Source organism: Acidobacteriota bacterium (assembly GCA_039030395.1).
GTDB lineage: Bacteria > Acidobacteriota > Thermoanaerobaculia > Multivoradales > JBCCEF01 > JBCCEF01.
The window spans coordinates 12,079-34,048 of record JBCCEF010000010.1; the positions used below are offsets into that span (position 1 = coordinate 12,079).

Here is a 21,970-nt window from a genome sequence, read left to right on the forward strand (position 1 = left end):
AATCCCCCGCCTACACCCTGATCGGCCGCATCCGGTGGCGCTCAGCCATCGATTGCTGTGCCTGCACCTATTGATTGGAGAGCAATGACACCCACGCGAGTCGTCAAGAGGACCGGAGAGGTCGCGAGCTTCGACGCCGCTCGTATCCACCGTGCGATCTCGAAGGCGGTCGAAGCCACCGGCGAGGCACTGACGGACGACCATGTCGCCCGCGTCGTCGGCGATGTGGTGGCGGAGATCGACCGCCGCTTCGACGAGTTCTTCCCCAACGTCGAGAACATCCAGGATCTGGTGGAGAAGCACCTCGTGCTGGCTGGCCACTACCCGGTGGCCAAGGCGTACATCCTTTACCGGGCCGATCGCCAGCAGGCGCGTGAGGCGGCGCGCGAGCGGCGGGTCGAGGATGCCCGGTTGGGCAAGCTGACGGTTCGCAAACGCGATGGCCGTGTCGAGCTGCTCAATGTGCGCAAGGTGGAGCGAACCCTCGAGCATCACGGCAGCCTCGCAGAGACGGCGGTGGATGCCGACCTGCTGATCCAAGGGGTGGTTCGGGGCGTCTACGACGCGATCGACACGGACGCTCTGGAGCGGGCGATGGTCCTTGCGGCGACGGCGCTGATCGAGCGCCACCCGGACTACGATCGCCTGGCGGCGCGGCTGCTGCTGCAGCGCATCTATCGCGCCGTCTTCGGCCGCTCGCTGGCCGGCGAGGATCTCGACGGCGCCTACCGTCGCGCCTTCGTTGCCGGCATCGGGCAGGGGATCGAAGAGCAACTACTCGATCCGCGGCTGGCGGACTACGACCTCGACCTGCTGGCCGCCAGCCTGCGTCCGGAGCGCGATCGAGAGTTTCTCTACCTCGGCGTCCAGACCCTACACGACCGCTATCTGGTGCGCAGCGGCAAGCGATTGCTCGAGACGCCGCAGGCGTTCTGGATGCGGGTAGCGATGGGACTGGCGGTGGATGAAGATCATCGCGAAGAGCGAGCCCTCGAATTCTACGACCTGATGTCGCGGCTGCTGTATGTGCCCTCGACGCCGACGCTGTTCCATTCTGGGACGCCGCGGCCGCAGCTCTCGTCGTGTTATCTGACCACCGTCTCTGACGATCTGGCGCACATCTTCAAGTCACTTTCCGACAACGCCCAGCTCTCGAAATGGTCCGGCGGCCTGGGGAATGACTGGACCTCCATTCGGGCTACCGGCGCGCCGATCAAGAGCACCCATGTCGAAAGTCAGGGGGTGATTCCGTTCCTCAAAATCGCCAACGATGTGACGATGGCGATCAATCGCTCCGGCAAACGGCGCGGTGCCACCTGCGCCTACCTGGAGACCTGGCACTACGACTTCGAGGATTTCCTCGATCTGCGCCGCAACACCGGTGACGAGCGGCGTCGTACCCACGACATGAACACCGCTGCCTGGGTGCCCGACCTGTTCATGAAACGGGTTGCCGACGACGCCACCTGGACTCTTTTCTCGCCCGACGAGGTGCCCGACCTCCACGACCTTTACGGACGGCGCTTCGAGGAACGCTACCTGGAGTATGAACGGTTCGCCGAGCGCGGCGAGATCCGGCTCTCGAAGCGGGTGGAGGCGCGGGCTCTGTGGCGCCGGATGCTGACCATGCTGTTCGAGACCGGGCACCCTTGGATCACCTTCAAGGACGCCTGCAATGTGCGCTCGCCGCAGGACCACTGCGGAGTGGTGCATTCGTCGAACCTCTGCACCGAGATCACCCTCAACACCTCGCGCGAGGAGACGGCGGTGTGCAACCTCGGCTCGGTCAACCTCGCTCGGCACGTAGCCGATGGCGGGGTCGACGAGGAGGCGCTGACGCGCACCGTGGCGACGGCGATACGGATGCTCGACAATGTCGTCGACCTGAACTTCTATCCGACTCCGGAAGCGAAGGCATCGAACCTGCGCCACCGGCCCGTGGGGCTGGGGGTGATGGGCTTCCAGGATGTGCTCTTCCAGCTCGACCTGCCGTTCGAGTCCGAGGCTGCCCTCGAACTGGCCGACCGCATTCAGGAATCCATTTCCTACCAGGCGATTCTCGCCTCGTCGCGGCTCGCGGCCGAACGCGGTGCGTACCCCTCCTGCCCGGGCTCGAAGTGGGACCGCGGCATCCTGCCCCTCGACACCCTCGACCTACTCGCGGCCGAGCGCGGCGTGCCGATCGAAGTGTCGCGCTCCTCGCATCTCGACTGGACAGCGGTGCGCGAGCAGCTGGCGACCCACGGAATGCGCAACTCCAATGTGATGGCGGTGGCACCGACGGCAACGATCTCGAACATCGCCGGTTGCTTTCCCTGCATCGAGCCGATCTTCAAGAACCTCTACGTCAAGGCCAACATCAGCGGCGAATTCACGGTCGTCAACCGTTACCTGGTCGAAGAACTCGAGGGGCTCGGTCTGTGGAGCGAGGATCTGCTCGAACGGCTCAAGGCCTACGATGGCGATCTGTCGCGGCTCCCGGAGATCCCCGACACCCTGCGCGAGAAGTACCGCGAGGCGTTCGCCATGGACCCGCTGCGGCTCCTTCGCATCACCGCGGTACGCGGCAAGTGGATCGACCAGAGTCAGTCCCACAACGTCTTCCTGCGCGGTACTTCGGGAAAGCTGCTCGACGAGATCTACTCCACCGCCTGGCGGCTTGGTCTCAAGACCACCTACTACCTGCGGACGCTGGCGGCCTCGCAGATCGAAAAGTCGACGGTCGACGCCGGCCGCTACGGCTTCACCCAGAAGCGGGCGGAGGCACCGGAGGTGGCGGCCGCCATCGCGCCCACCGCGCCGGCGGACAACCTCTGCCGCATCGACGATCCCGAGTGCGAAGCCTGTCAGTGACCCGGAGACCACGATCATGACCATCATCAACAGTTCGAAAACCGACCCCAACAAGATTCTGCCAATGCGCTACCTGTGGGCACGAGAGCACTACCGTGCCGGTGTCGCCAACAACTGGACCCCTGAAGAGGTCGCGATGCAGAAGGACATCGAGCAGTGGAAGTCCGACAGTGCATTGACCGCCAGCGAGCGCCGGTTGATTCTCTGGAATCTCGGTTTCTTCTCGACCGCGGAATCGCTCACCGCCAACAACCTCGTGCTCTGCGTTTATCACCACGTGACCAACCCGGAGTCGCGCCAGTATCTGTTGCGTCAGGCCTACGAAGAGGCGATCCACACCGACACTTTCATCTATTGCTGCGACAGCCTCGGCCTCGATCCCGACGAGATTTACAACATGTACCTAACGATTCCGTCGATCCAGGAGAAAGACGACTTCGTGGTCGAGATCACCCGATCGGTTCTCGATCCGACGTTCACCACAGAGGGTGTCGAGAATGTCCGCCGCTTTCTGCGCGACCTGATCGGCTTCTACGTGATCATGGAGGGAGTCTTCTTCTACGCCGGCTTCGCCATGATGCTGGCTCTCAAGCGGCAGAACAAGATGATCGGAATCGGTGAGCAATTCGAGTACATCATGCGGGACGAAAGTCTCCACCTCGCCTTCGGCTGTGACCTGATCAACACCATCCGAGCCGAGAACCCGGAAGCCTGGACCGCCGGTTTTGCCGACGAGGTGCGGAGCCTGGTCGAGCGTGCGGTGGAGCTGGAAAAGCGCTATGCCCTCGACGCCTGTCCGGAGGGCTTGCTCGGAATCAACGCCGAGCAATTCGGCCACTACGTCGAGCATGTCGCCGATCGCCGCCTCGAGCGCCTGCGTCTGCCGCGGATCTACGACCGGGCGAATCCGTTTCCCTGGATGTCCCAAGCCACCGATCTCACCAAGGAGAAAAACTTCTTCGAGACCCGTGTCACCGAGTACCAGACCGGCGCGTCGCTGGTCTGGGACTGACGCCGCCGCGCCTATAATCTAGGAGCACACCCTGGTTCGAACGCGCTGCTGGGAAAGGAACGGCATACGGTATGACCCTCAACGAATCCGATCTGATCTACGACTGGAACCGCGCCGAGGGCGGCGAGTTGACCCCGGCGCGGCCGAAGCTGGAATTGGACGACGAGACTCTGCGCGATGGGCTGCAGTCGCCGTCGGTGGACACGCCTTCGATCGAGGAGAAGCTGGAGTTGCTCCATTTCATGGCAGGTCTGGGCATCGAATCGGCCAATATCGGCTTGCCCGGCGCTGGTCCGCACGTGGTAGCGGATGTGTTGCGGCTGGCGCAAGAGATCGTCGATCAGAAGTTGCCGATCGAGCCCAACTGCGCCGCTCGCACGGTGCGTCAGGACATCGAGCCGATCGTCGAGATCAGTCAGTCCACCGGTCTCGCCATCGAGGCGGCATGTTTTATCGGCTCGAGCCCGATCCGCCAGTTCGCAGAGGCCTGGGAGCTGGACAAGATGCTGCGGTTGACCCGCGAGGCGGTGGCCTTTGCGACCTCCGAGGGCCTGCCGGTGATGTTTGTGACGGAAGACACCACCCGTGCCCATCCGGACGATCTGCGGCGCCTCTACACGGAGGCGGTCGAGGCGGGTGCCCGGCGGGTGTGCATTGCCGACACGGTGGGTCACGCCACGCCGGCCGGGGCAACCCATCTGGTGCGCTTCGTCCGCGGAGTGGTGGACGCGACCGGCGAGGATGTGAAGGTGGACTGGCACGGGCACAAGGATCGCGGCCTGTCGGTGATCAATGCCCTGACCGCCGCCGCCGCCGGCGCCGATCGCCTGCACGGCACGGCCATCGGTATCGGCGAGCGGGTGGGCAACGCGCCGATCGACCAATTGTTGATCAACATGCAGCTCCTCGGCTGGATCGACCGCGACCTCTCGCGCCTCGGCGAGTACTGCCAGCGGGTGTCCGAAACCACCGGCGTGGCGCTACCGGACAATTACCCGGTGCTCGGCCGCGATGCCTTCCGCACCGGCACCGGGGTGCACGCGGCGGCGATCATCAAGGCGCGGGCGAAGGGCGACGATTGGCTGGCGGATCGCATTTACTCGGGAGTGCCGGCGAGCATGGTGGGGCGCCACCAGGAGATCGAGATCGGGCCGATGTGCGGCGAGTCGAATGTCGTCTACTGGCTCGAAGAGCGCGGTATCGCCGCCGAGGCGGATCTAGTGCAGGAGATCTTCCAGCAGGCCAAGAACGCCTCTCGCACGATGGAAGAGGCCGAGATCCTGGCGATTCTGAAGGCGCGGGGTGTCGAAGCCTCCGCCTGAGCCCGCTGATTCCACCGCCCCTTCCGTTCCCATGTGGCGCCGCGAGGTGGAGCGGTGGGTGGAGTCCCTGGCTGTGGAACGGGGGCTTTCGGACCACACCGTCGCCGCCTATCGGCGCGATCTGAAGCGGCTCGGCCAGGAGTTGGCCGACGGCGGTGGCGATTTACGCGCCGCGACCCAGGAACAACTCGCCTCCCACCTGCGTGGCCTCCGCCGGGGCGGCCTGGCGCCGCGCTCGATTCGGCGGGCGCTTTCCACTCTGCGCGGTTTCTATGCCTACCTGCTGGCGGAAGGGGAACGCAGCGATGATCCCTCTCTCCATCTGGTGGCGCCCCGGCTGATCGAGCGGCTGCCGAAGGTGCTCTCCGAAGACGATGTCGAGCGGCTGCTCCAGGCGCCGGATCCGGCCACGCCTCTCGGGGTGCGCGACCGGGCGATGATCGAGGTGCTCTATGCCACCGGCCTGCGGGTGAGTGAGCTGGTGGGGCTGGAGCTGTCGCAGATCCGGCGCGATCCGGCGGGCCGCCTCGATACCGGGTTTCTGGTGGTCTTCGGCAAGGGCGGCAAAGAGCGGGTGGTGCCGGTAGGGGAGCAGGCCGAGGGTTGCCTTGGCGAATACCTGGCCACCTCCCGCCCAGCGCTGGTGCGCGGGCGCCACGGCAAGGTGTTCGTCAACCGGTTGGGAGATCCCCTGACCCGCCAGGGCTGCTGGAAGATCCTGAAGGGTCACGCCTTGAAGGCCGGCGTGGCGCAAGTTTCGCCCCACGTGCTGCGGCACAGCTTCGCCACCCATCTGTTGGAGCACGGCGCCGATTTGCGGGCGGTGCAGTCGATGCTCGGCCACTCGGACATCTCGACCACCGAGATCTACACCCACATTCACCAGGCGCGCCTGCGCAATCTCTATGATGATTTCCATCCGCGGGCGTGACGGAACGGTTGTCGAATCCGTACCGGCAGCGATGAAGCGGTTTGTCTCTTGCGCTCTCCTCGCCGCTGGGTGCCTGGCATGGTCTCCGGCGGCGGCGGAACTGGTGGTGTTCGTCGACGGCGGATTCCTCAAGGTGGAGGACTACCGGGTGCGCGGCAAGCGCATGCACCTGGAACTGGCCGGAGGCGGCACCATGAAGGTGGCGATGAGCCGCATCGCCCGGGTGGTGGACGATGAGGTGATTCCGGTCCCGCCGGCGCCCGAAGCGGCCGAGCCGGCAGCGCGGACCTGGCGCTTTGAAGAGGGCGATCCGGTGCCGCCGACGCCCTACGGGGCAGAAATCTTCGAGACCGCCAAGCGTCACGAATTGAGCCCTACGTTGGTGGCCGCGGTGGTGCGGGCGGAATCGGCCTACGATCCGCAGGCCGTGTCCCGCGCCGGCGCCCGCGGCCTGATGCAGTTGATGCCGGCCACCGGCCGGCGCTACGGCCTCCAGCCGCACCAGCTCTTCGAGCCGGCGCGCAATCTCGAGGCGGGAACGCGCTACCTGAGTTGGCTGCTCGATCGCTTCGATGGCGATCTCGACCTTGCCCTGGCCGGCTACAACGCCGGTGAGGGCACGGTGGACCGCTACGGCGGGGTGCCGCCCTACCGGGAGACTCAGAACTACATCAAGCGAATCTACAGGTTCCTGGGAATCTAATCGCCGGACGTCGTTTCCAGCTTCTGGTGGTAGCGCATCACGACCACGGTGCGGTCGTCGTCGACCGGACGGCCGCCGGTATGGTCTTCGATCGCCGCCAGCAAGCGATCCCGCACCTGGGTGGCGCTGGCCGCCGGTCCGGTGAGGGACTTGCGGACGGCTTCGTAGCCGAACGGCTTGTTGTCCGCGTCGACCGCCTCGATCAAGCCGTCCGACAGCCACAGCAGCACTTCCCCCGGGGCTAGCTCCAGCCGACGGTGGCCGTAGTTCCGGCCGAGGCCGCCGAGGGGCGAACCCGGCAGCAGAATCTCGTCGACCTCACCATCCCGCAGTCGGTAGGTGGGTGGGTGACCGGCGTTGGTGATCTCGACTACTCCCAGGTGCAGGTCGATCACCGCGATGGTCGCCGTCACGAACACCCGGCGATCCTGGCGCACCAGCTCGTCGAGGCGGTGGAAGATCTCGACCGGCGACTTTCCGTCGGCACTGAGGATGGTGAGGGCCGCCTTGACCATCGCCATGCGCAGGCCCGTCGGCAGGCCGTGGCCGGAGACGTCGGCCACCACCACTGCCAGGCGTCCGGCGCCGAGGGAAAGCACGTCGAAATAGTCGCCGCCGATGGCGGCGCTGGGAGCGAAGAGGGTCGAAAACTCGACGCTTTCGCCGCCCGGCAGATCGCGCGGTAGAAGGCTCTGCTGAAGCTGCCGGGCGATCTCCAGTTCCTTTTCGAGCAGCTCCTTTTCAGTGGCCGTGGAAACCAGTTCTTCGAGGTGCTCGGTCATCGAGTTGAAGGAACGCTGGAGTTCGCCCACCTGGTCCTTGCGTTTGACCGGGATGCGGGTGGAAAAGTCGCCGCCGGAAACCGCCCGGGTGGCGCTCGACAGGCGCCCGACGGCCTGGCTGAGGGTGAAGATCATCACCGCCGCGACGATCGCCGCGATCACGTACACATCGAACAGCAGGAAGGCGAAGACGAAGAGCGCCATCCATAGGCTGGCGTCCAATTCGGCACTGGTGGAGAGCAGTTCGCGGCGTACCGTGCGCAGGGTGCCGCGGACGGTGACCGCGTAGTAGGGCGCCACCTCGGCGCCGCTGGTGAGGTCGATCACCGGCCCCGGCGCTTCCGCCCACATCAGCAGCGGCTGGTCCCACAGCGGCGGCTCTTCACCTTGCGCCAGAGGAGCGGTCTGAGCGAGGAAGAACTTGCGCGCGTCTTGCCAATCCTGCTGGCCCGGCGGCCGGAAGCGGAAGGTGATGGTGCCGATCTGGAGGCGCAGCATGGAATCCTCGTTGTCCTCCCTGGCGAGCGGATGGATGACCGTCCAGACGCCGGCGCGGCGGCTGATCTCGGCATCCAGGTCCTTCGCCCAGGCGGCCAGAACTCCTTCGCGCCCTGCCGCCACGTGGGCGACGAGGGTGGGCTCGCCGTCGAGATAGAACAGACCCGGCTGCGGGGCATCCGGCGGGGACTCGCCGCGCGGCCGGTCGGCGAAGTCGGCCTCGGGAATCGGCCCCGATTCCGGCGGCAGCGCCCAGTCCGGCCAGGTCGCCGGGAGCCGCTTGTCGCCGGCCAGGCGCTTGCCGTCCAGGTAGTAGGCGAAGATGCCGGGTTCGCCTTCGCCGACGGCATCCAGGGGATCACGTCCCTGGCGCACCTCCGCCAGGCGCTGGCCGGCAGTATTCTCCAGTTGCTGGTGGGTGGCGATGATGCCGTCGTCGAACAAGTGGCCGAGGAGGAAGCCGCAGAGCAGGTAGCCGACGGCGCCGAGCACCAACATCAGCAGGGGGATCGGCAGCACCCCGGTCAAGAAATAGGAGAAGGCGAGGCGGCGGCCGACGGTCCACAGAGCCCGTCGGTAGAATCGCCAGGCCGCCCACAGGAAGAGCAACAGAAGGATCGCCGGCAGCAGCAGCCGCATGGTGAGGCTCAGCACCGGCAGGTCCAGCAGCGCGATGATCGCCGCCAGAACAATGGCGGCCAGCGCCGCCAGCTTGGCCACACGGAGGGTCTTGCGGTCGAGGGAGAGGCGGGTCACGGACTTCCCTACGGAAGAATCGGCGCGCTGTTTCCCTTGCCCGTTGGGTTGGTCCTTGCTTCCTTCTTGCATAGAATCGGTTGAGTGTCGCCTGCCGTATACGTCTTCGGAGAGTTTAGCGCGGGCGACGGGAAGGCGAGTCATCTGCCGCCCCACCCAGGAGAACCGTTCCAATGACCACCATGGAAGTCCGGCCGCCGAAGCCGATCGAACACGAGAAACAACACGATGTGGTGATTCGCTTCTCGGGCGATTCCGGTGACGGCATGCAGTTGACCGGCACCCAGTTCACCAATACCTCGGCCCTGCTGGGAAACGACCTGTCCACGCTACCGGACTTCCCGGCGGAGATCCGTGCCCCGGCCGGCACCCTACCGGGAGTTTCGGCCTTCCAGGTGCGCATCGCCGATCACGACATCCACACTCCCGGCGACGCGCCGGACGTGCTGGTGGCGATGAACCCGGCGGCCCTCAAGAAAGACCTGCCGGATCTCAAGGCCAGCGGTGTGGTGATCGTCAACACGGACGAGTTCTCGGACCGCAATCTCGCCAAGGCGGCCTACGACAGCAATCCGCTGGAGGACGGCAGTCTGACCGACTACCGGGTGCACGAGGCGGCGCTCACCACCATGACCCGGCGCACCCTGGAGGATTCCGGCCTTACCACCAAGGCCCAGGACCGCTGCAAGAACGTCTTCGCTCTGGGGATGGTGTACTGGCTGTTCAGCCGGCCGCTGGACCCCACCATCGAATGGCTGGAGAAGAAATTCGCCAAGAAGCCCGAGATCGCCGACGCCAACGTCCGGGTGCTCAAGGCCGGCTGGAACTTTGCCGAGACGACGGAGATCTTCCAGACCCGCTACGAAGTGGAGCCGGCGACCCTGGAGCCGGGCACCTATCGCAATATCCTCGGCAACACGGCCCTCGCTCTGGGGATGGTGGCGGCGTCCGAGAAGAGCGGTTTGCCGCTGTTTCTCGGCGCCTACCCAATCACCCCGGCGAGCGGCTTGCTGCACGAGCTGGCGGCCTTCAAGGAGTTCGGCGTCACCACTTTCCAGGCGGAGGACGAGATCGCCGCCGTCTGCGCCGCCATCGGTGCCGCCTTCGGCGGTTCCCTGGCGGTCACCGCGTCGAGCGGTCCGGGAATTGCTCTCAAAGCCGAGGCGATGAACTTGGCGGTGATGGTAGAGCTGCCGCTGGTGGTGGTGGACATCCAGCGCGGCGGTCCCTCCACCGGCCTGCCCACCAAGACGGAACAGTCGGATCTCCTACAGGTGCTCTTTGGCCGCAACGGCGAGTCGCCGGTGCCGGTGATCGCCGCCTCGTCGCCGAAGGACTGTTTCGATTCGGCCCTTGAGGCCTGCCGCATTGCGGTGCACGCCATGGTTCCGGTGGTGCTGCTGTCCGATGGCTACATCGCCAACGGCTCGGAGCCCTGGAAGCTGCCGGAGGTCGACGCGATTCCGCCGATCCCCGTTGATCACCCGCGGGACGCCGAATCCTTCGAGCCCTATCGGCGCGATTTTGACACCTTGGCGCGCCCCTGGGCGCTTCCCGGCACGCCGGGCTTGGAGCATCGGGTGGGCGGTCTGGAAAAGGAGGAAGGCTCCGGCAACGTCTCCTACGACCCGGAGAATCACGAGCTGATGACCCGCCTGCGGTCGGACAAGGTGAATCGGCTGGTGTCGATGATTCCGGCAGTCGAAGTGGAGGGCGATCCGGAGGGCGGCGAGCTGCTGGTGCTCGGTTGGGGCTCGACCGCCGGTGCGATCACCGGCGCCGTCGCCCAGGCACGGGCCGAAGGCTTGCCGGTGAGCCGCGCCCACCTGCGCCACCTGAATCCCTTCCCCAAGAACCTCGGCGACGTCCTGGCGCGCTTCCGGCAAGTGCTGGTGCCGGAGATGAACAGCGGCCAGCTCTCGATGCTGCTGCGGGCGCGCTACCTCAAGGACGTTCGCAGCTACAACAAGGTGCAGGGGAAACCGTTTTTCCGGTCGGAGATCCACGGCGCCATCCGCCAACTCCTCGAGGAGGCTTCCGATGCCAACTGATGCTCCCGCGTTGACTTTCAAGGACTTCCAGAGCGACCAGGAGGTGCGCTGGTGCCCGGGTTGCGGCGACTACGCCATTCTGAAGGCGGTGCAGATGGTGTTTCCGACCCTGGGCATCCCGAAGGAGAACTTCGTGGTGGTTTCCGGTATCGGTTGCTCCAGCCGTTTCCCGTACTACATGGACACTTTCGGATTTCACACCATCCACGGTCGCGCGCCAGCCGTCGCTTCAGGTCTCAAGATGAGCCGGCCGGAGCTGGAAGTGTGGGTGGCGACCGGCGATGGCGACGCCATGTCGATCGGCGGCAATCATCTGATCCACACTCTGCGGCGCAACGTGGGCTTGAAGATCCTGATGTTCAACAATCAGATCTACGGCTTGACCAAGGGCCAGTACTCACCGACCAGCGAGCGCGGCAAGCGCACCGTCTCGACGCCGGTGGGTTCCCTCGACATGCCTTTCAACCCGCTGGCCCTGGCCTTGGGTGCCGGCGCCACCTTCGTGGCGCGCAGCGTGGACATTTTCATACCGCACTTGAAGGGTGTGCTGGAGCGGGCCCACCAGCACCAGGGCTCGGCGTTCATCGAGATCTTCCAGAACTGCAACATCTTCAACGACAAGGCCTTTGTTCACCTGACGGAGAAGACCGCCCGCACCGAAGAGGTGCTGTACCTGGAACAGGGTCAGCCGATGGTCTACGGCAAGGAGAAGGACCGCGGCATCCGGCTGGTCGGCACTCGCCTGGAGAAAATTCACCTCGATGACGGCCTCACCGCCGACGACTGCTTGGTGTGGGACGAGACGGATGCCACTCTCTCGTTCCTTGCTTCACAGATGCAGGCGCCGGAGTTTCCGACCCCGGTGGGGGTGATCCGCGCCGCCGATCGGTCGGTGTACGAGGACGATGTCAACGCCCAGATTACGCAGCAGATCGAAGCGAAGGGGCGTGGGGATCTGGCGGCGGTGGTGCGCGGCGATGACGTCTGGACGGTGAACGACGATCGGTCCGTTTCTCGCTAGCTTCTACTGCGGCAGTGGCGCCGGGCGACCCGTTCCGCTGCGCGCGGTGCTCGAACTCGCCGGATCGCTCTCCCAGCGTCAAAGGCTGTCGCGGTTGAAGCGGCGTCTCCGATTCCGATGCGTTGCCAGCTCGGACAACTGCGCTCCGTGCTCGTCGGAACGGGTCGCCCTCCGGGGTTCTTGCTCCGAACCTTCTGCACCTATGGGCAGGAAACTCGTAGGCAGGATCCTCCTCTCGATTCAGGGGCCTGTTTCCTCAGGCGTCTTTCTTCAGAAATCGATCGCCCACTACTGCGGGGTTCAGGGCGAAGCGGTATAGGTTGATGCCGCCGTAGAGGGCGCGAATGTTGCCGGCCTCTTCTCGCGCGCGGTCCGTTGCTTCGGTGCCGTCGTCGTCGATCAGAATCGCCCCCGGCAGAGGGTGGTCGTTGGGTCGGAGGGCGTGCGCTCCGCGCAGGGTGAAACTGGGTTTTTCCCGTAGGTCGTATATCGCCAGTTCTTCTCCGTCCGCCAACCGGCGGAAGAGCTCGGTGGGGGCGATGTGGAGGTCCGGCTCGAAGGCGGGGACGTCCAGGTCGTCAGGTGCGCTACTCAGATCTCGTTCCACAGGAATTTGGCCTTGCCCATGCGTCGCTCGATGAGGGCGATGCGGTGGCTGTAGCCGCGGCTGCTCCGGCTCGGGTTCCAGGTGGAGGGGCGCGAGAGGGAGGCGGCGAGCATGGCGCCTTGGCGCGGGGAGAGGGCGGCGGCACTCATGCCGAAGTAGTGCCGGGCGGCGGCTTCGGCGCCGTAGATGCCCGGCCCGAACTCCACCACATTGAGGTACAGCTCCAAGATGCGGTGCTTGCCGAGGGCGCCTTCGAGTTGCCGGGTCAGCAGCGCCTCTTTGATCTTGCGTAGGGGATTGCGGCTGGGGGAGAGGTAAAGGTTCTTGACCAGTTGTTGGCTGATGGTGGAGGCGCCGCGCGGCATCGCTTTTTCCTGCCAAGCCTGCTCCAGGGCGGCGGCGATCTCCCGGTGAGCGAATCCGTTGTGGGAGAAGAACTCGATGTCTTCCGCCACCAGCACGGCGCGCTTCAAATGGGGCGAGATGGCGGCGTAGGGCACCGGCGTCCATTGGGCTTCGGCGTCGTGGTTGGTCTCGTAGCGCTCGATGAAGGCGGTGGTGGTGGGGGTTTTCTCGACCAGCGAGCCGACCTTCGGCCAGGCAGCGAGCTGCCAGAGGCCATAGAGCGCAAGGGCTGCGCCGACGAGGACGAGGATTCGCCGCCCGCGCTTCTTTTTCTTTTTGCTTTTGGACCGGTTCACCGGAGAATCTTACTGCCCCGGAAGGCGGTCCTGAAGGGCTCCGGGTGGGTGGGTATACTGCGCGCCATGAGCCCTTCCAAGTCTTCTCCGGCCGGCCGCCGAGTCCGCAAGCCCCTGCGCAGCCCAACGCTGGCGCGCTTCATCCTCGATCAGCTCGCGGAGATCGGCGTCGATACGGTGTTCGGCATCCCCGGAGACTTCATTTTGCGCCTCTGTGAGGTGATCGAGGACGATCCGAAGATCGCCCTGCGCACCATGTCCCATGAGCCGGCGGTGGGTTTCGCCGCCTGCGGCGCGGCGCGCGGCCAGCAGTCCATCGGCGTGGCCTGCGTCACCTATGGCGCCGGCGCCCTAAACATGGTCAACCCGGTGGCGGCGGCCTATGCGGAGAAGACGCCGGTGCTGGTGCTCACCGGTGGTCCGGGCGAGGACGAACGCTCGCGCGGCATTCTGGTGCATCACCAGGTCAAGACCTTCGAGTCGCAGCTCAAGGTGTTCCGGGAGGTGACGCACTACCAAGCGGTCTTGAACGATCCGGAGACGGCGGCGGACCAGGTGCGCTATGCCCTCGATGCCTGCCTCAAGTTCTCGCTGCCGGTGTACCTGGAGGTGCCGCGGGACATGGTGGACCGCAAGATTCGGGTGGGGGAGGCCCGGCGCCTGACGGTGCCGACCTCTGCCGGCGCCGTTGCCGAGGCGGCAGAGGAGACTGTGCGCAAGCTCTCGGTGGCGGAGCGGCCGGTGCTGGTGGTGGGGGTGGAGGTGCACCGCTTCGGTCTGACGGATCGGGTGGTGAGCCTGGCTGAGCGGTTGGGTATCCCGGTGGTGTCGAGCTTCATGGGCCGCGGCACCTTCCCGGACGACCATCCGCGCTTCGCCGGTGTGTACCTCGGACCGGCGTCGATGCCCGGCGTGCGGGAGCTGGTGGAGGAGTCCGATGCGGTGCTGCTGTTGGGCGCCCTGTTGTCCGACACCAACATGGGGGTGCGGTTGTCGGCAATCGACCCGCGGCGTATGGTCTGCGCCGTTTCGCGGCGGGTGGACATCGGATACCACGGCTATCAGGACGTGCCGCTGGAGGATCTGGTCGACGCCCTCCTCGACTCACCGGATCTGCCGCCGCCTCCGGCTCGACCGGCGGAGTTCCACAAGGCGACGGTCGAGACGGCGGTGGGCGCGGCCTCCCGTGAACCCATCCGGGTGGCGGACATGATCTCGGAGATCAACCGCTTCTTTGCCGAGCGCGGCAGCATGCCGTTGGTTACGGACACCGGCGACTGTCTGTTCTGCGCCCACCAGATCGACACCCAGATCGTGCTGTCGTCGGCCTACTACGCGACGATGGGATTCGGCGTGCCGGCGGCCCTCGGCTTCGAAGCGGTGACCGGCGAGCGGCCTTTGATTCTGGTGGGCGACGGAGGCTTTCAGATGACCGGCATGGAGCTGATCCACGCCCTCGCCTGGGACCTGAAGCCAATCGTGGTGCTGATGAACAACAATTCCTGGGAGATGCTCCAGTCCTTCCTGCCCGCCGGCTACAACCACTTGACGGACTGGCGATATGCGGACCTCGCCAGCCTGTGGGGTGCCGCCTCCTGGCGGGTGCGGACCCCGGCGGACCTGCGCCGGGCGCTGCGGGCGGCAAATGGCGAGGAGCGCACGTCGCTGATCGAGGTGGTGCTCGAGAAAGGCGATATTTCGGAGACTCTGTCGGTCTTCACCCGGAGCGTGGGAACCACCCCTCCTCCGAAAGACTGAGTCCTACCCTGAAATCCTCCCTGCGGCGCAGGGCAGTTTCTCTATATCTCGATTTCATTGTTGACACTAAGGTAATTAAAAAATTAACCTTCTTCCGTTTGTTGGCTGATTTTTTCTGCCCGGAGGAGGTTGATGATGATCCGAACGGTTGCTCTGTCCGTCTTTGCCTTTCTAATCACCGTCCCGATCGGCGCTCAGACCATCGACGGCAAAGTCTTCTACGATGCGAACGGCGATGGCGCTCACGCGGCCGGAGAGGCCGGCGCTCCGCGGGTAGTGGTCAGCGCCTTCGATGGCACCGGCACCTTGGTGTCGCAGACCGCCTCCTGCGATTTTGTGGCGGTTTCCCTACCGGCGAATCCGCCGACCGTGCCGGTGGCGATCAATATCCCGGCCTGTGCAGCGACTGAGATGGGTGACTACAGCTTGAGCGGCTTGGCCGCCGCTACGGACTATCGTCTCGAGCTGACCTGGGCCGACGCTTTCCTCTTCGAGGGAGCGCAGGGCGCGACCTCCGTCGCCTTCGCGGCGAGCGGCGCTACGGGAGTTGACTTCGGAGTTCTGCATCCGGAGGATTACTGCCAGGACGATCCTCGCATCATCGCCGGCTGCTTTGTTTTTCCGCCTGTTCCCTGGAGTGCTGCGGCGACCGATCCGCTGGTGGTTTCGTGGCCCTACAACAGCCGCTTCACCAGCGCCGCCGACGCCGAGATCCACCCTCACGCCGACGACCTCGACTACGGCGATGTTGGGCACCTGCTGGGCGTTGCTACGCATCGATCCACCAAGAGGGTGTTCTTCTCGGCCATCGCCACGCCCCTGTGGCCGGCCGGCGGTGCCGGCATTGGCGGTATTTACTCCGCTGATTACTCGGGCATTGGTAACAGCTACGTGGGCGGATCGGTCGGATTGTTCCTGGATCTGGCAGCGGTGGTGGACTTGACTGCGCAGAACCCGGTGACGGCAGGTGTGCTTGATCGATTCGGTGAATTCGGATTGGGCGGCATCGACTTTTCCGCCGACGATCAGGTGCTGTGGGCGGTCAATATGGGCGGCGGCGAGCTGATCCGGATCCCCGTCGGCGACCCACCGGTGACGCCAGCAGCATCGGCGATCACCGAGATCACTCCCACGGGTCACGGATGTACGAACGGTAGCTTCCGACCGGGGGCAGTGGCGACTCATCGGGGCAAGGTTTTCCTGGGCGGAGTCTGTGACGCGGCCAGTGGCTCGACGGCGGACCTGCGGCTGGTGGTGCTCGAATACGACGGTGCTACCTTTACCAACCGCCTCTCAGCTTCTCTCGGTTTCCTGGTCAACTCGATCTTCCCGCAGCCGGCGAGCATCAACATGTTCCCTTGGAGCGGCATCGATGATGTGGCCGAGCCCCAGCCGTTCCTCACCAATCTGGCCTTCGAGGAAGATGGTTCTCTGGTGCTCGGGGTCATGCCGCGCATCATGTACACCACCTTCGCCCAGACGGCCGGTTTCATGGTCCGGGCGCAACGTTCGGCAACGGGCGATTTCGTACTCGAGTCGGCGGGCGGGACCGGTCCCTACTCCACCGCTGCGCGAACCGGTTGGTCGGGCGCTGGCTTTGATCCATCCAATCCGAACGCGGGAGAAGGCCCCGGTGGGAGTTGGTTCTACGAGCAGGGCATGTCCTATGGGTCGACCGTCGCCCAGACCCATCCCGTCTTGTTTTCGGCCGGCATCACCGTCGTACCCGGCACCGGTGAGGTGGCTGCGGGCTACACCGATCCGTTGTCGATCAACTCTTTCGGAGTACGTTACTTCGACGCTCAGAATGGTCGCACCGTCGCGGGACTTCAATTCGGGGGCTTGAAAGTGGCTCTGGTCACCGATGTCGACACCATTTGTGAACAGTCGCCGCTTGAGATTGGCAACCGCATCTGGTGCGATGCCGATGCCGATGGTATTCAAGATCCGGGCTCCGCGGAAGGCGGCATTCCGGGTGTCGACGTGGTTCTGACCTGCGGCGCCGACAACCCGGTCACCGCGACCACCGACGCTTTCGGCCAATACTTGTTCACGGATGCTCTCTACGCAACGGCCAACGGTGGCGACCCGCTGCCACGGGAGACCGCCTGCACCTTACGGATCGCTCTGACCGGCGGCAATGCCACGGCGATCAACGGCAGTTGTGGTTCGTTGGCCTTGTCGCCGCAAGACAACGGTGGTGTCGACGATGGTGCCGAGCTTCGTGACTCGGATGGTTCGCTCGTTTCCGGCCAGGTAGAAATCCCTCTCAACACCGGCAAGAACGGCGAACACGACCATCGCTACGACCAAGGTTTCAAGAGCCCCGACATGGGCGACGCACCGGACACCTACGGCACGACCGTAGGGGCCGGCGGCCCGCAGCACGTTCTGACTGCGGGTTACTCCCTCGGTTCGACGGTCGATGGCGAGCTCGATGGGCAACCGTCTGTCGGCGCGATCGGGGACGGTGCCGACGAGGACGGCGTAGTCTTCGCCGGCGGCATGGCGATGGCCCTGGGCTGTACGACGGGCAATAACCTGACTGTGACCCTGACCAACTCAGCGGGTGTCTCCGGTGCCGATCTGGACGGTTGGATCGACTTCAACGGCGATGGCGACTTCGACCATCCGGCGGAACATCTGTTCGGCGGCATCAGCCAGTCGCTGTCGAGCGGCTCCAACGCTCTGACCTATGACGTCCCATGCGACGCCGTCTCTCAGGCGGTGAGCTATGCCCGTTTCCGCCTGTCGTCGGCCGGCAGCCTCACCCCGCTGGGGGCCGCTGCGGATGGCGAGATCGAGGACTACGCTTTTCAGATCAAGGGATTGGACTTCGGCGACGCGCCGGACACCTACGGCACCACTCTCGCGGCCAACGGCCCGCGCCATGCGGTGGTGCCGGGTTACTCCCTGGGGGCATCTGAGGACACCGAATCCGACGGCCAGCCTTCGGTGGGTGCGGTGGGCGATGGTGTGGATGAAGACGGCGTGGTCTTTGGCGGCGGCATGGCGATGGCTCCGGCCTGTTCGACGGACAACGGTCTGACGGTGACTTTGGTCAACTCGGCTGGCATCTCCGGTGCCAGCCTGGATGCCTGGATCGACTTCAACGGTGACGGTGATTTCGACCACCCGGCCGAGCATCTGTTCGGCGGCACAAGTCGGACCCTCGCAGCAGGCGCCAACGCTGCCACCTACGACGTGCCCTGCGAGGCGGTGGCCCAGGCCACCAGCTATGCCCGGTTCCGTCTTTCCTCGACCGGTGGCCTGACGCCCGTGGGCGCCGCAACGGACGGTGAAATCGAAGACTACGTTCTCCAGATCAAGGGGATCGACCTGGGCGATGCGCCGGACACCTATGGCACGACCATCGCCGCTAATGGACCCCGACACGGTATTGTTTCGGGCTACTCGCTCGGTGCCACGGAGGATGCCGAATTCGACGGCCAGCCCTCCGTGGGCGCCGACGGCGATGGGGCCGACGAAGACGGCATCGCTTTCGCGGGCGGTATGGCAATGGCTGCGGCCTGCGACGACGACAATGCACTGACGGCAACCCTCTCCAATTCGGCTGGTGTGCGTGCGGCGCTGCTCGACGCCTGGATCGATTGGAACGGTGACGGGAACTTCGACCATCCGGCGGAGCACCTGTTCGGCGGCACCAGCCAGCCGTTAGCAAACGGCGCCAATGCCCTGACCTTCAACGTACCGTGCGATGCGGTCGCTCAGGCCACCGGCTATGCGCGCTTCCGGCTCTCGTCCGTCGGTAGCCTGACGCCCCTGGGTTCCGCCGCGGACGGTGAGGTCGAGGATTACCCCTTTACGCTCAAGGGAGTCGACCTCGGCGACGCGCCCGACAGCTATGGCACGACGGTGGCGGCGGACGGTCCTCGGCATGTTCTGGTCGGTGGCTTTTCGCTGGGTCCGTTGGAGGACGGCGAGTCCGATGGACAACCTTCGGCCGGAGCCGACGGCGATGGCGCCGATGAGGACGGCATCGCCTTTGCCGACGGTATGGCGATGGCCGTCTCCTGCTCAACGGACAACGCTCTGACGGCGAATCTCACCAACTCGGCCGGCATCTCCCCAGCGCTGCTCGACGTTTGGATCGATTTCAACGGCGACGGTGACTTCGATCACCCGGCGGAGCACCTCTTTGGCGGCACCAGCGAAGGGCTGTCGAGCGGCGCCAACGCGCTGACCTTCGATGTGCCCTGCAATGCGGTAGTGCAGAGTTCCAGCTATGCGCGCTTCCGCCTGTCGTCGGCCGGCAGCTTGTCGCCGACCGGTGCCGCAGCGGATGGTGAAGTCGAGGACTATCTCGTGCAGGTGAAGGGCGCGGATCTGGGAGACGCGCCGGACACCTATGGCACGACGGTTGCGGCGAACGGTGCCCTGCACGGCGTGGTGCCGGGCTATTCCTTGGGTTCGACGGAAGATTCTGAGACCGATGGTCAACCTTCCGTCGGTGCCGACGGTGATGGGGTAGACGAGGATGGTGTCGCCTTCGCCGGAGGTATGGCGATGGCTGGCGCCTGCTCGACGGACAACGGACTGACCGTCGACTTGCTCAATTCCGCAGGGCTTTCCGGAGCCCTATTGGACGCCTGGATCGACTGGAATGGCGACGGCGACTTCGACCACCCGGCAGAGCATCTGTTTGGCGGCACCAGTCAGGCGTTGGCGGAGGGGGCCAACGCTCTCAGCTACGACGTGCCCTGCATGGCGGTGCCCCAGGCGGTGAGCTATGGGCGCTTTCGCCTTTCCTCTGGGGGTGCGTTAGCACCGACCGGTAGTACCGGCGACGGCGAGGTGGAGGACTACACCTTCCAGGTCAAGGGTGTGGATTTCGGTGATGCGCCGGATACTTACGGCACCACCCAAGGAGCCAACGGACCGGCGCACACCATCGTGCCCGGCTTTGCCCTCGGTAACGGTGAAGATTCCGAATCGGATGGTCAGCCGACGGCCGGCGCGGATGGCGACGGGGCGGACGAAGACGGCATCGTCTTCGCGAAGGGTATGGCGATGGCGGCCGCCTGCGAGGCATCGATCCTCGATGCCTCGTTGACCAACTCCTCGACGATCTCCACCGCTTTCCTCGACGCCTGGATCGATTGGAACGGCGACGGCGATTTCGACCACCCGGCGGAGCACCTGTTCGGCGGCACCAGCGCCGGCCTGGTGACCGGCGCCAACTCGCTGCCCTTCGATGTGCCCTGCGATCTGGAAGCGGGAAATTCATACGCCCGCTTCCGGTTGAGTTCCACCGGCGGCCTGACTCCGACGGACACCGCCGCTCCGGCGCCGGACGGCGAAGTGGAGGACTACACCTTCCTCCTCAAGGGCCTGGACTGGGGCGACGCTCCGGCACCCTACGCAACTCTGCTAGCGAACGATGGTCCGCGCCACGCGGTGCTGCCGGTCGACAATCCCACCCTCGGCACTCTGGTCGACGAAGAAGTCGACGGTCAACCGGATGCAGCCCACGGTGGCGACGACAACGGCGGCGTCGACGACGAGGATGGCGTCGTGTTGCCGGCCATGGTGGTGCCGTCAAGCACCATCGATGTCGTGATCGAAGCGGCCAATGGCGCTGTGCTCAACGGCTGGATCGACTGGAACGGTAACGGTGTTTTCGGTGATCTGGCGAACGAGGCGGTGGCCATCGATGTGGCCCTGGCGGCGGGTTCGACCACCTTGGCGGTCGATGTGCCGGCGGTGACCGTCGTCGGGCCGGTCTGCGCGCGTTTCCGCTACAGCTCCCAGGCCGGCCTTGCACCCACCGGGCCAGCGCCGGACGGCGAGATCGAAGACTACGGCCTCGAACTGTTGCCGGAAGACGTGATGATCGGTGTCGCCAAGGAAGCCACCGATGTGCTGGACAATGGCGATGGCTCCTGGCTCATCACCTACGAGATTCAAATAGAGAACTTCGGCAATGTGCCGCTCGAGTCGGTGCAGGTGTCGTCTGACCTGTCCGTCGCCTTCGCTGAGGCGGTGTCCTTCGCCGTCGAGTCGCTGGTGGCGAGCGCCAACCTCACGGCCAACGGCGCCTTCGACGGGTCCGGCGATACAGACCTGCTGGCCGGGTTGGACACTTTGGCGATCGGTGAGCTGGGGAGCCTGGAGTTGATCGTCCGGCTGGTGCCGGGCGACTTCGCGGGGCCCTATGTCTGCTCGGCGACGGGCGCAGGCACCAGCCCGCAGGGCACAACGGTGACCGACAAGTCCCAGGACGGGCCTTCACCGGACCCCGACGGAAACGACAATCCGACGGACAACGAGGAGCCGACGGAAGTGACGCTCGACCTCGGGAGCCTTCTCGAGATTCCCGCTCTGGGACCCATGGGATTGGCAATGCTAGGGCTACTGCTCGCCTTCGCGGCGGGCCGGATTCTGCGCCTCAAACAGAGCACTTGAGGCCGGAGGGTAGGACTGGCAGATTCAGCGGGCCACGATTGAAGAACCCGTGGCCCGCTCTTTTTCCCTAAATTCTTGTTCGGGAGGTTGACTTCGGAGCGACGGTTCAGTCTTTGAGCAGGGCTTCGGTGAAGTGCAGGGTGAGCCGCGTCGCCAGTTTGCGGGTGAACTCCGACAGCTTCACCCGGTAGCGGGTTTGGAGCAGCACCACCCCTTCGAAATCCACCCGGATCTGGTCCGCCGGATCGTCGAGCAGCCGAAAGCGCAACACTCCGATTTTGGGGTTCACCCCCTTCACGCCGACGGTGAAGGTCACCGTGCTGCCTTCGTTCCGAACCTTGGGGTGGTGGCCGCGGCGTTCGAGTTCCCGGCCGACTTCTCCCAGGGCCGGCAGGATGGCTTGCTCCTGGACCTGCCGGAATCGTTCGCCGATCTGGCGCCGCTCCGAAACCGATTCGTGGAAGGACTCCTTCTGGCTCAGCCGCCGCTGTTCGAGGCGATCGAGAAAGTCTCTGACGGGAGGGTTTTCGTCGGAAGGCATGGTGTCGA

12 protein-coding genes and 1 pseudogene are annotated in these 21,970 nt (G+C 65.2%); 9 read left to right on the top strand and 4 right to left on the bottom strand.

Annotated elements, in window-relative coordinates:
* The first annotated feature begins 84 nt into the window (after positions 1 to 84).
* From AAF481_11310 to AAF481_11330, 5 genes and pseudogenes are all read left to right on the top strand, one after another.
* The gene (locus AAF481_11310; protein ID MEM7481753.1) at positions 85 to 2,853 is read left to right on the top strand and encodes a ribonucleoside-diphosphate reductase subunit alpha; all 2,769 of its coding nucleotides are present in this window, start codon (positions 85 to 87) and stop codon (positions 2,851 to 2,853) included.
* A 16-nt stretch (positions 2,854 to 2,869) separates the two neighbouring features.
* Positions 2,870 to 3,865: a ribonucleotide-diphosphate reductase subunit beta gene (locus AAF481_11315; protein ID MEM7481754.1), complete on the top strand. Its 996-nt coding sequence runs from the start codon at positions 2,870 to 2,872 to the stop codon at positions 3,863 to 3,865.
* Positions 3,866 to 3,936: 71 nt separating this feature from the next.
* Positions 3,937 to 5,187, top strand: a complete 1,251-nt coding sequence (locus tag AAF481_11320; protein ID MEM7481755.1) for a 2-isopropylmalate synthase — start codon at positions 3,937 to 3,939, stop codon at positions 5,185 to 5,187.
* A 31-nt stretch (positions 5,188 to 5,218) separates the two neighbouring features.
* Positions 5,219 to 6,118, top strand: coding sequence for a site-specific tyrosine recombinase XerD (gene xerD, locus AAF481_11325; protein ID MEM7481756.1), 900 nt, complete (start codon positions 5,219 to 5,221; stop codon positions 6,116 to 6,118).
* Positions 6,119 to 6,470: 352 nt separating this feature from the next.
* Positions 6,471 to 6,821 (top strand): annotated as a pseudogene (locus AAF481_11330) (lytic transglycosylase domain-containing protein).
* Here the strand turns inward: AAF481_11330 and AAF481_11335 are convergent.
* Positions 6,818 to 8,857: a SpoIIE family protein phosphatase gene (locus AAF481_11335; protein MEM7481757.1), complete on the bottom strand. Its 2,040-nt coding sequence runs from the start codon at positions 8,855 to 8,857 to the stop codon at positions 6,818 to 6,820. The pseudogene AAF481_11330 and the gene AAF481_11335 overlap by 4 nt on opposite strands.
* Positions 8,858 to 9,030: 173 nt before the next feature.
* On the opposite strand from AAF481_11335, the gene AAF481_11340 reads away from it, so the two are divergent.
* Positions 9,031 to 10,908 carry a 2-oxoacid:acceptor oxidoreductase subunit alpha gene (locus AAF481_11340; GenBank protein ID MEM7481758.1) on the top strand — a complete coding sequence of 626 codons (1,878 nt, stop codon included), beginning with the start codon at positions 9,031 to 9,033 and terminating at the stop codon, positions 10,906 to 10,908.
* Positions 10,898 to 11,929, top strand: coding sequence for a 2-oxoacid:ferredoxin oxidoreductase subunit beta (locus AAF481_11345; GenBank protein ID MEM7481759.1), 1,032 nt, complete (start codon positions 10,898 to 10,900; stop codon positions 11,927 to 11,929). Before AAF481_11340 ends, AAF481_11345 begins: the two co-directional genes overlap by 11 nt.
* A 256-nt stretch (positions 11,930 to 12,185) precedes the next feature.
* Here AAF481_11345 and AAF481_11350 read toward each other — a convergent pair whose 3' ends face one another.
* Together AAF481_11350 and mtgA are read right to left on the bottom strand one after the other, a co-directional pair.
* Positions 12,186 to 12,536, bottom strand: coding sequence for a hypothetical protein (locus tag AAF481_11350; GenBank protein MEM7481760.1), 351 nt, complete (start codon positions 12,534 to 12,536; stop codon positions 12,186 to 12,188).
* The gene (gene mtgA, locus AAF481_11355; GenBank protein MEM7481761.1) at positions 12,521 to 13,237 is read right to left on the bottom strand and encodes a monofunctional biosynthetic peptidoglycan transglycosylase; all 717 of its coding nucleotides are present in this window, start codon (positions 13,235 to 13,237) and stop codon (positions 12,521 to 12,523) included. The genes AAF481_11350 and mtgA overlap by 16 nt, the downstream gene beginning before the upstream one ends.
* A gap of 66 nt (positions 13,238 to 13,303) precedes the next feature.
* Between mtgA and ipdC the strand changes: the two genes are divergently transcribed.
* A complete protein-coding gene (ipdC, locus tag AAF481_11360; GenBank protein MEM7481762.1) occupies positions 13,304 to 14,995 on the top strand; it encodes an indolepyruvate/phenylpyruvate decarboxylase in 1,692 nt (563 codons plus the stop codon).
* 135 nt (positions 14,996 to 15,130) lie between these two features.
* Positions 15,131 to 21,421, top strand: a complete 6,291-nt coding sequence (locus tag AAF481_11365; protein MEM7481763.1) for a GEVED domain-containing protein — start codon at positions 15,131 to 15,133, stop codon at positions 21,419 to 21,421.
* Positions 21,422 to 21,527: 106 nt separating this feature from the next.
* On the opposite strand, the gene AAF481_11370 is transcribed toward AAF481_11365, so the two are convergent.
* The gene (locus tag AAF481_11370; protein MEM7481764.1) at positions 21,528 to 21,962 is read right to left on the bottom strand and encodes a hypothetical protein; all 435 of its coding nucleotides are present in this window, start codon (positions 21,960 to 21,962) and stop codon (positions 21,528 to 21,530) included.
* Positions 21,963 to 21,970 lie beyond the last annotated feature (8 nt).

What these genes read in the sequence shown, in the direction of transcription:
- xerD (MEM7481756.1), top strand. Translation starts at nt 5,219, where the DNA reads ATGTGGCGCCGCGAGGTGGAGCGGTGGGTGGAGTCCCTGGCTGTGGAA.
- AAF481_11345 (MEM7481759.1), top strand. Translation starts at nt 10,898, where the DNA reads ATGCCAACTGATGCTCCCGCGTTGACTTTCAAGGACTTCCAGAGCGAC.
- AAF481_11370 (MEM7481764.1), bottom strand. Translation starts at nt 21,962, where the DNA reads ATGCCTTCCGACGAAAACCCTCCCGTCAGAGACTTTCTCGATCGCCTC.
- ipdC (MEM7481762.1), top strand. Translation starts at nt 13,304, where the DNA reads ATGAGCCCTTCCAAGTCTTCTCCGGCCGGCCGCCGAGTCCGCAAGCCC.
- AAF481_11310 (MEM7481753.1), top strand. Translation starts at nt 85, where the DNA reads ATGACACCCACGCGAGTCGTCAAGAGGACCGGAGAGGTCGCGAGCTTC.
- AAF481_11365 (MEM7481763.1), top strand. Translation starts at nt 15,131, where the DNA reads ATGATCCGAACGGTTGCTCTGTCCGTCTTTGCCTTTCTAATCACCGTC.
- AAF481_11315 (MEM7481754.1), top strand. Translation starts at nt 2,870, where the DNA reads ATGACCATCATCAACAGTTCGAAAACCGACCCCAACAAGATTCTGCCA.
- AAF481_11340 (MEM7481758.1), top strand. Translation starts at nt 9,031, where the DNA reads ATGACCACCATGGAAGTCCGGCCGCCGAAGCCGATCGAACACGAGAAA.
- AAF481_11320 (MEM7481755.1), top strand. Translation starts at nt 3,937, where the DNA reads ATGACCCTCAACGAATCCGATCTGATCTACGACTGGAACCGCGCCGAG.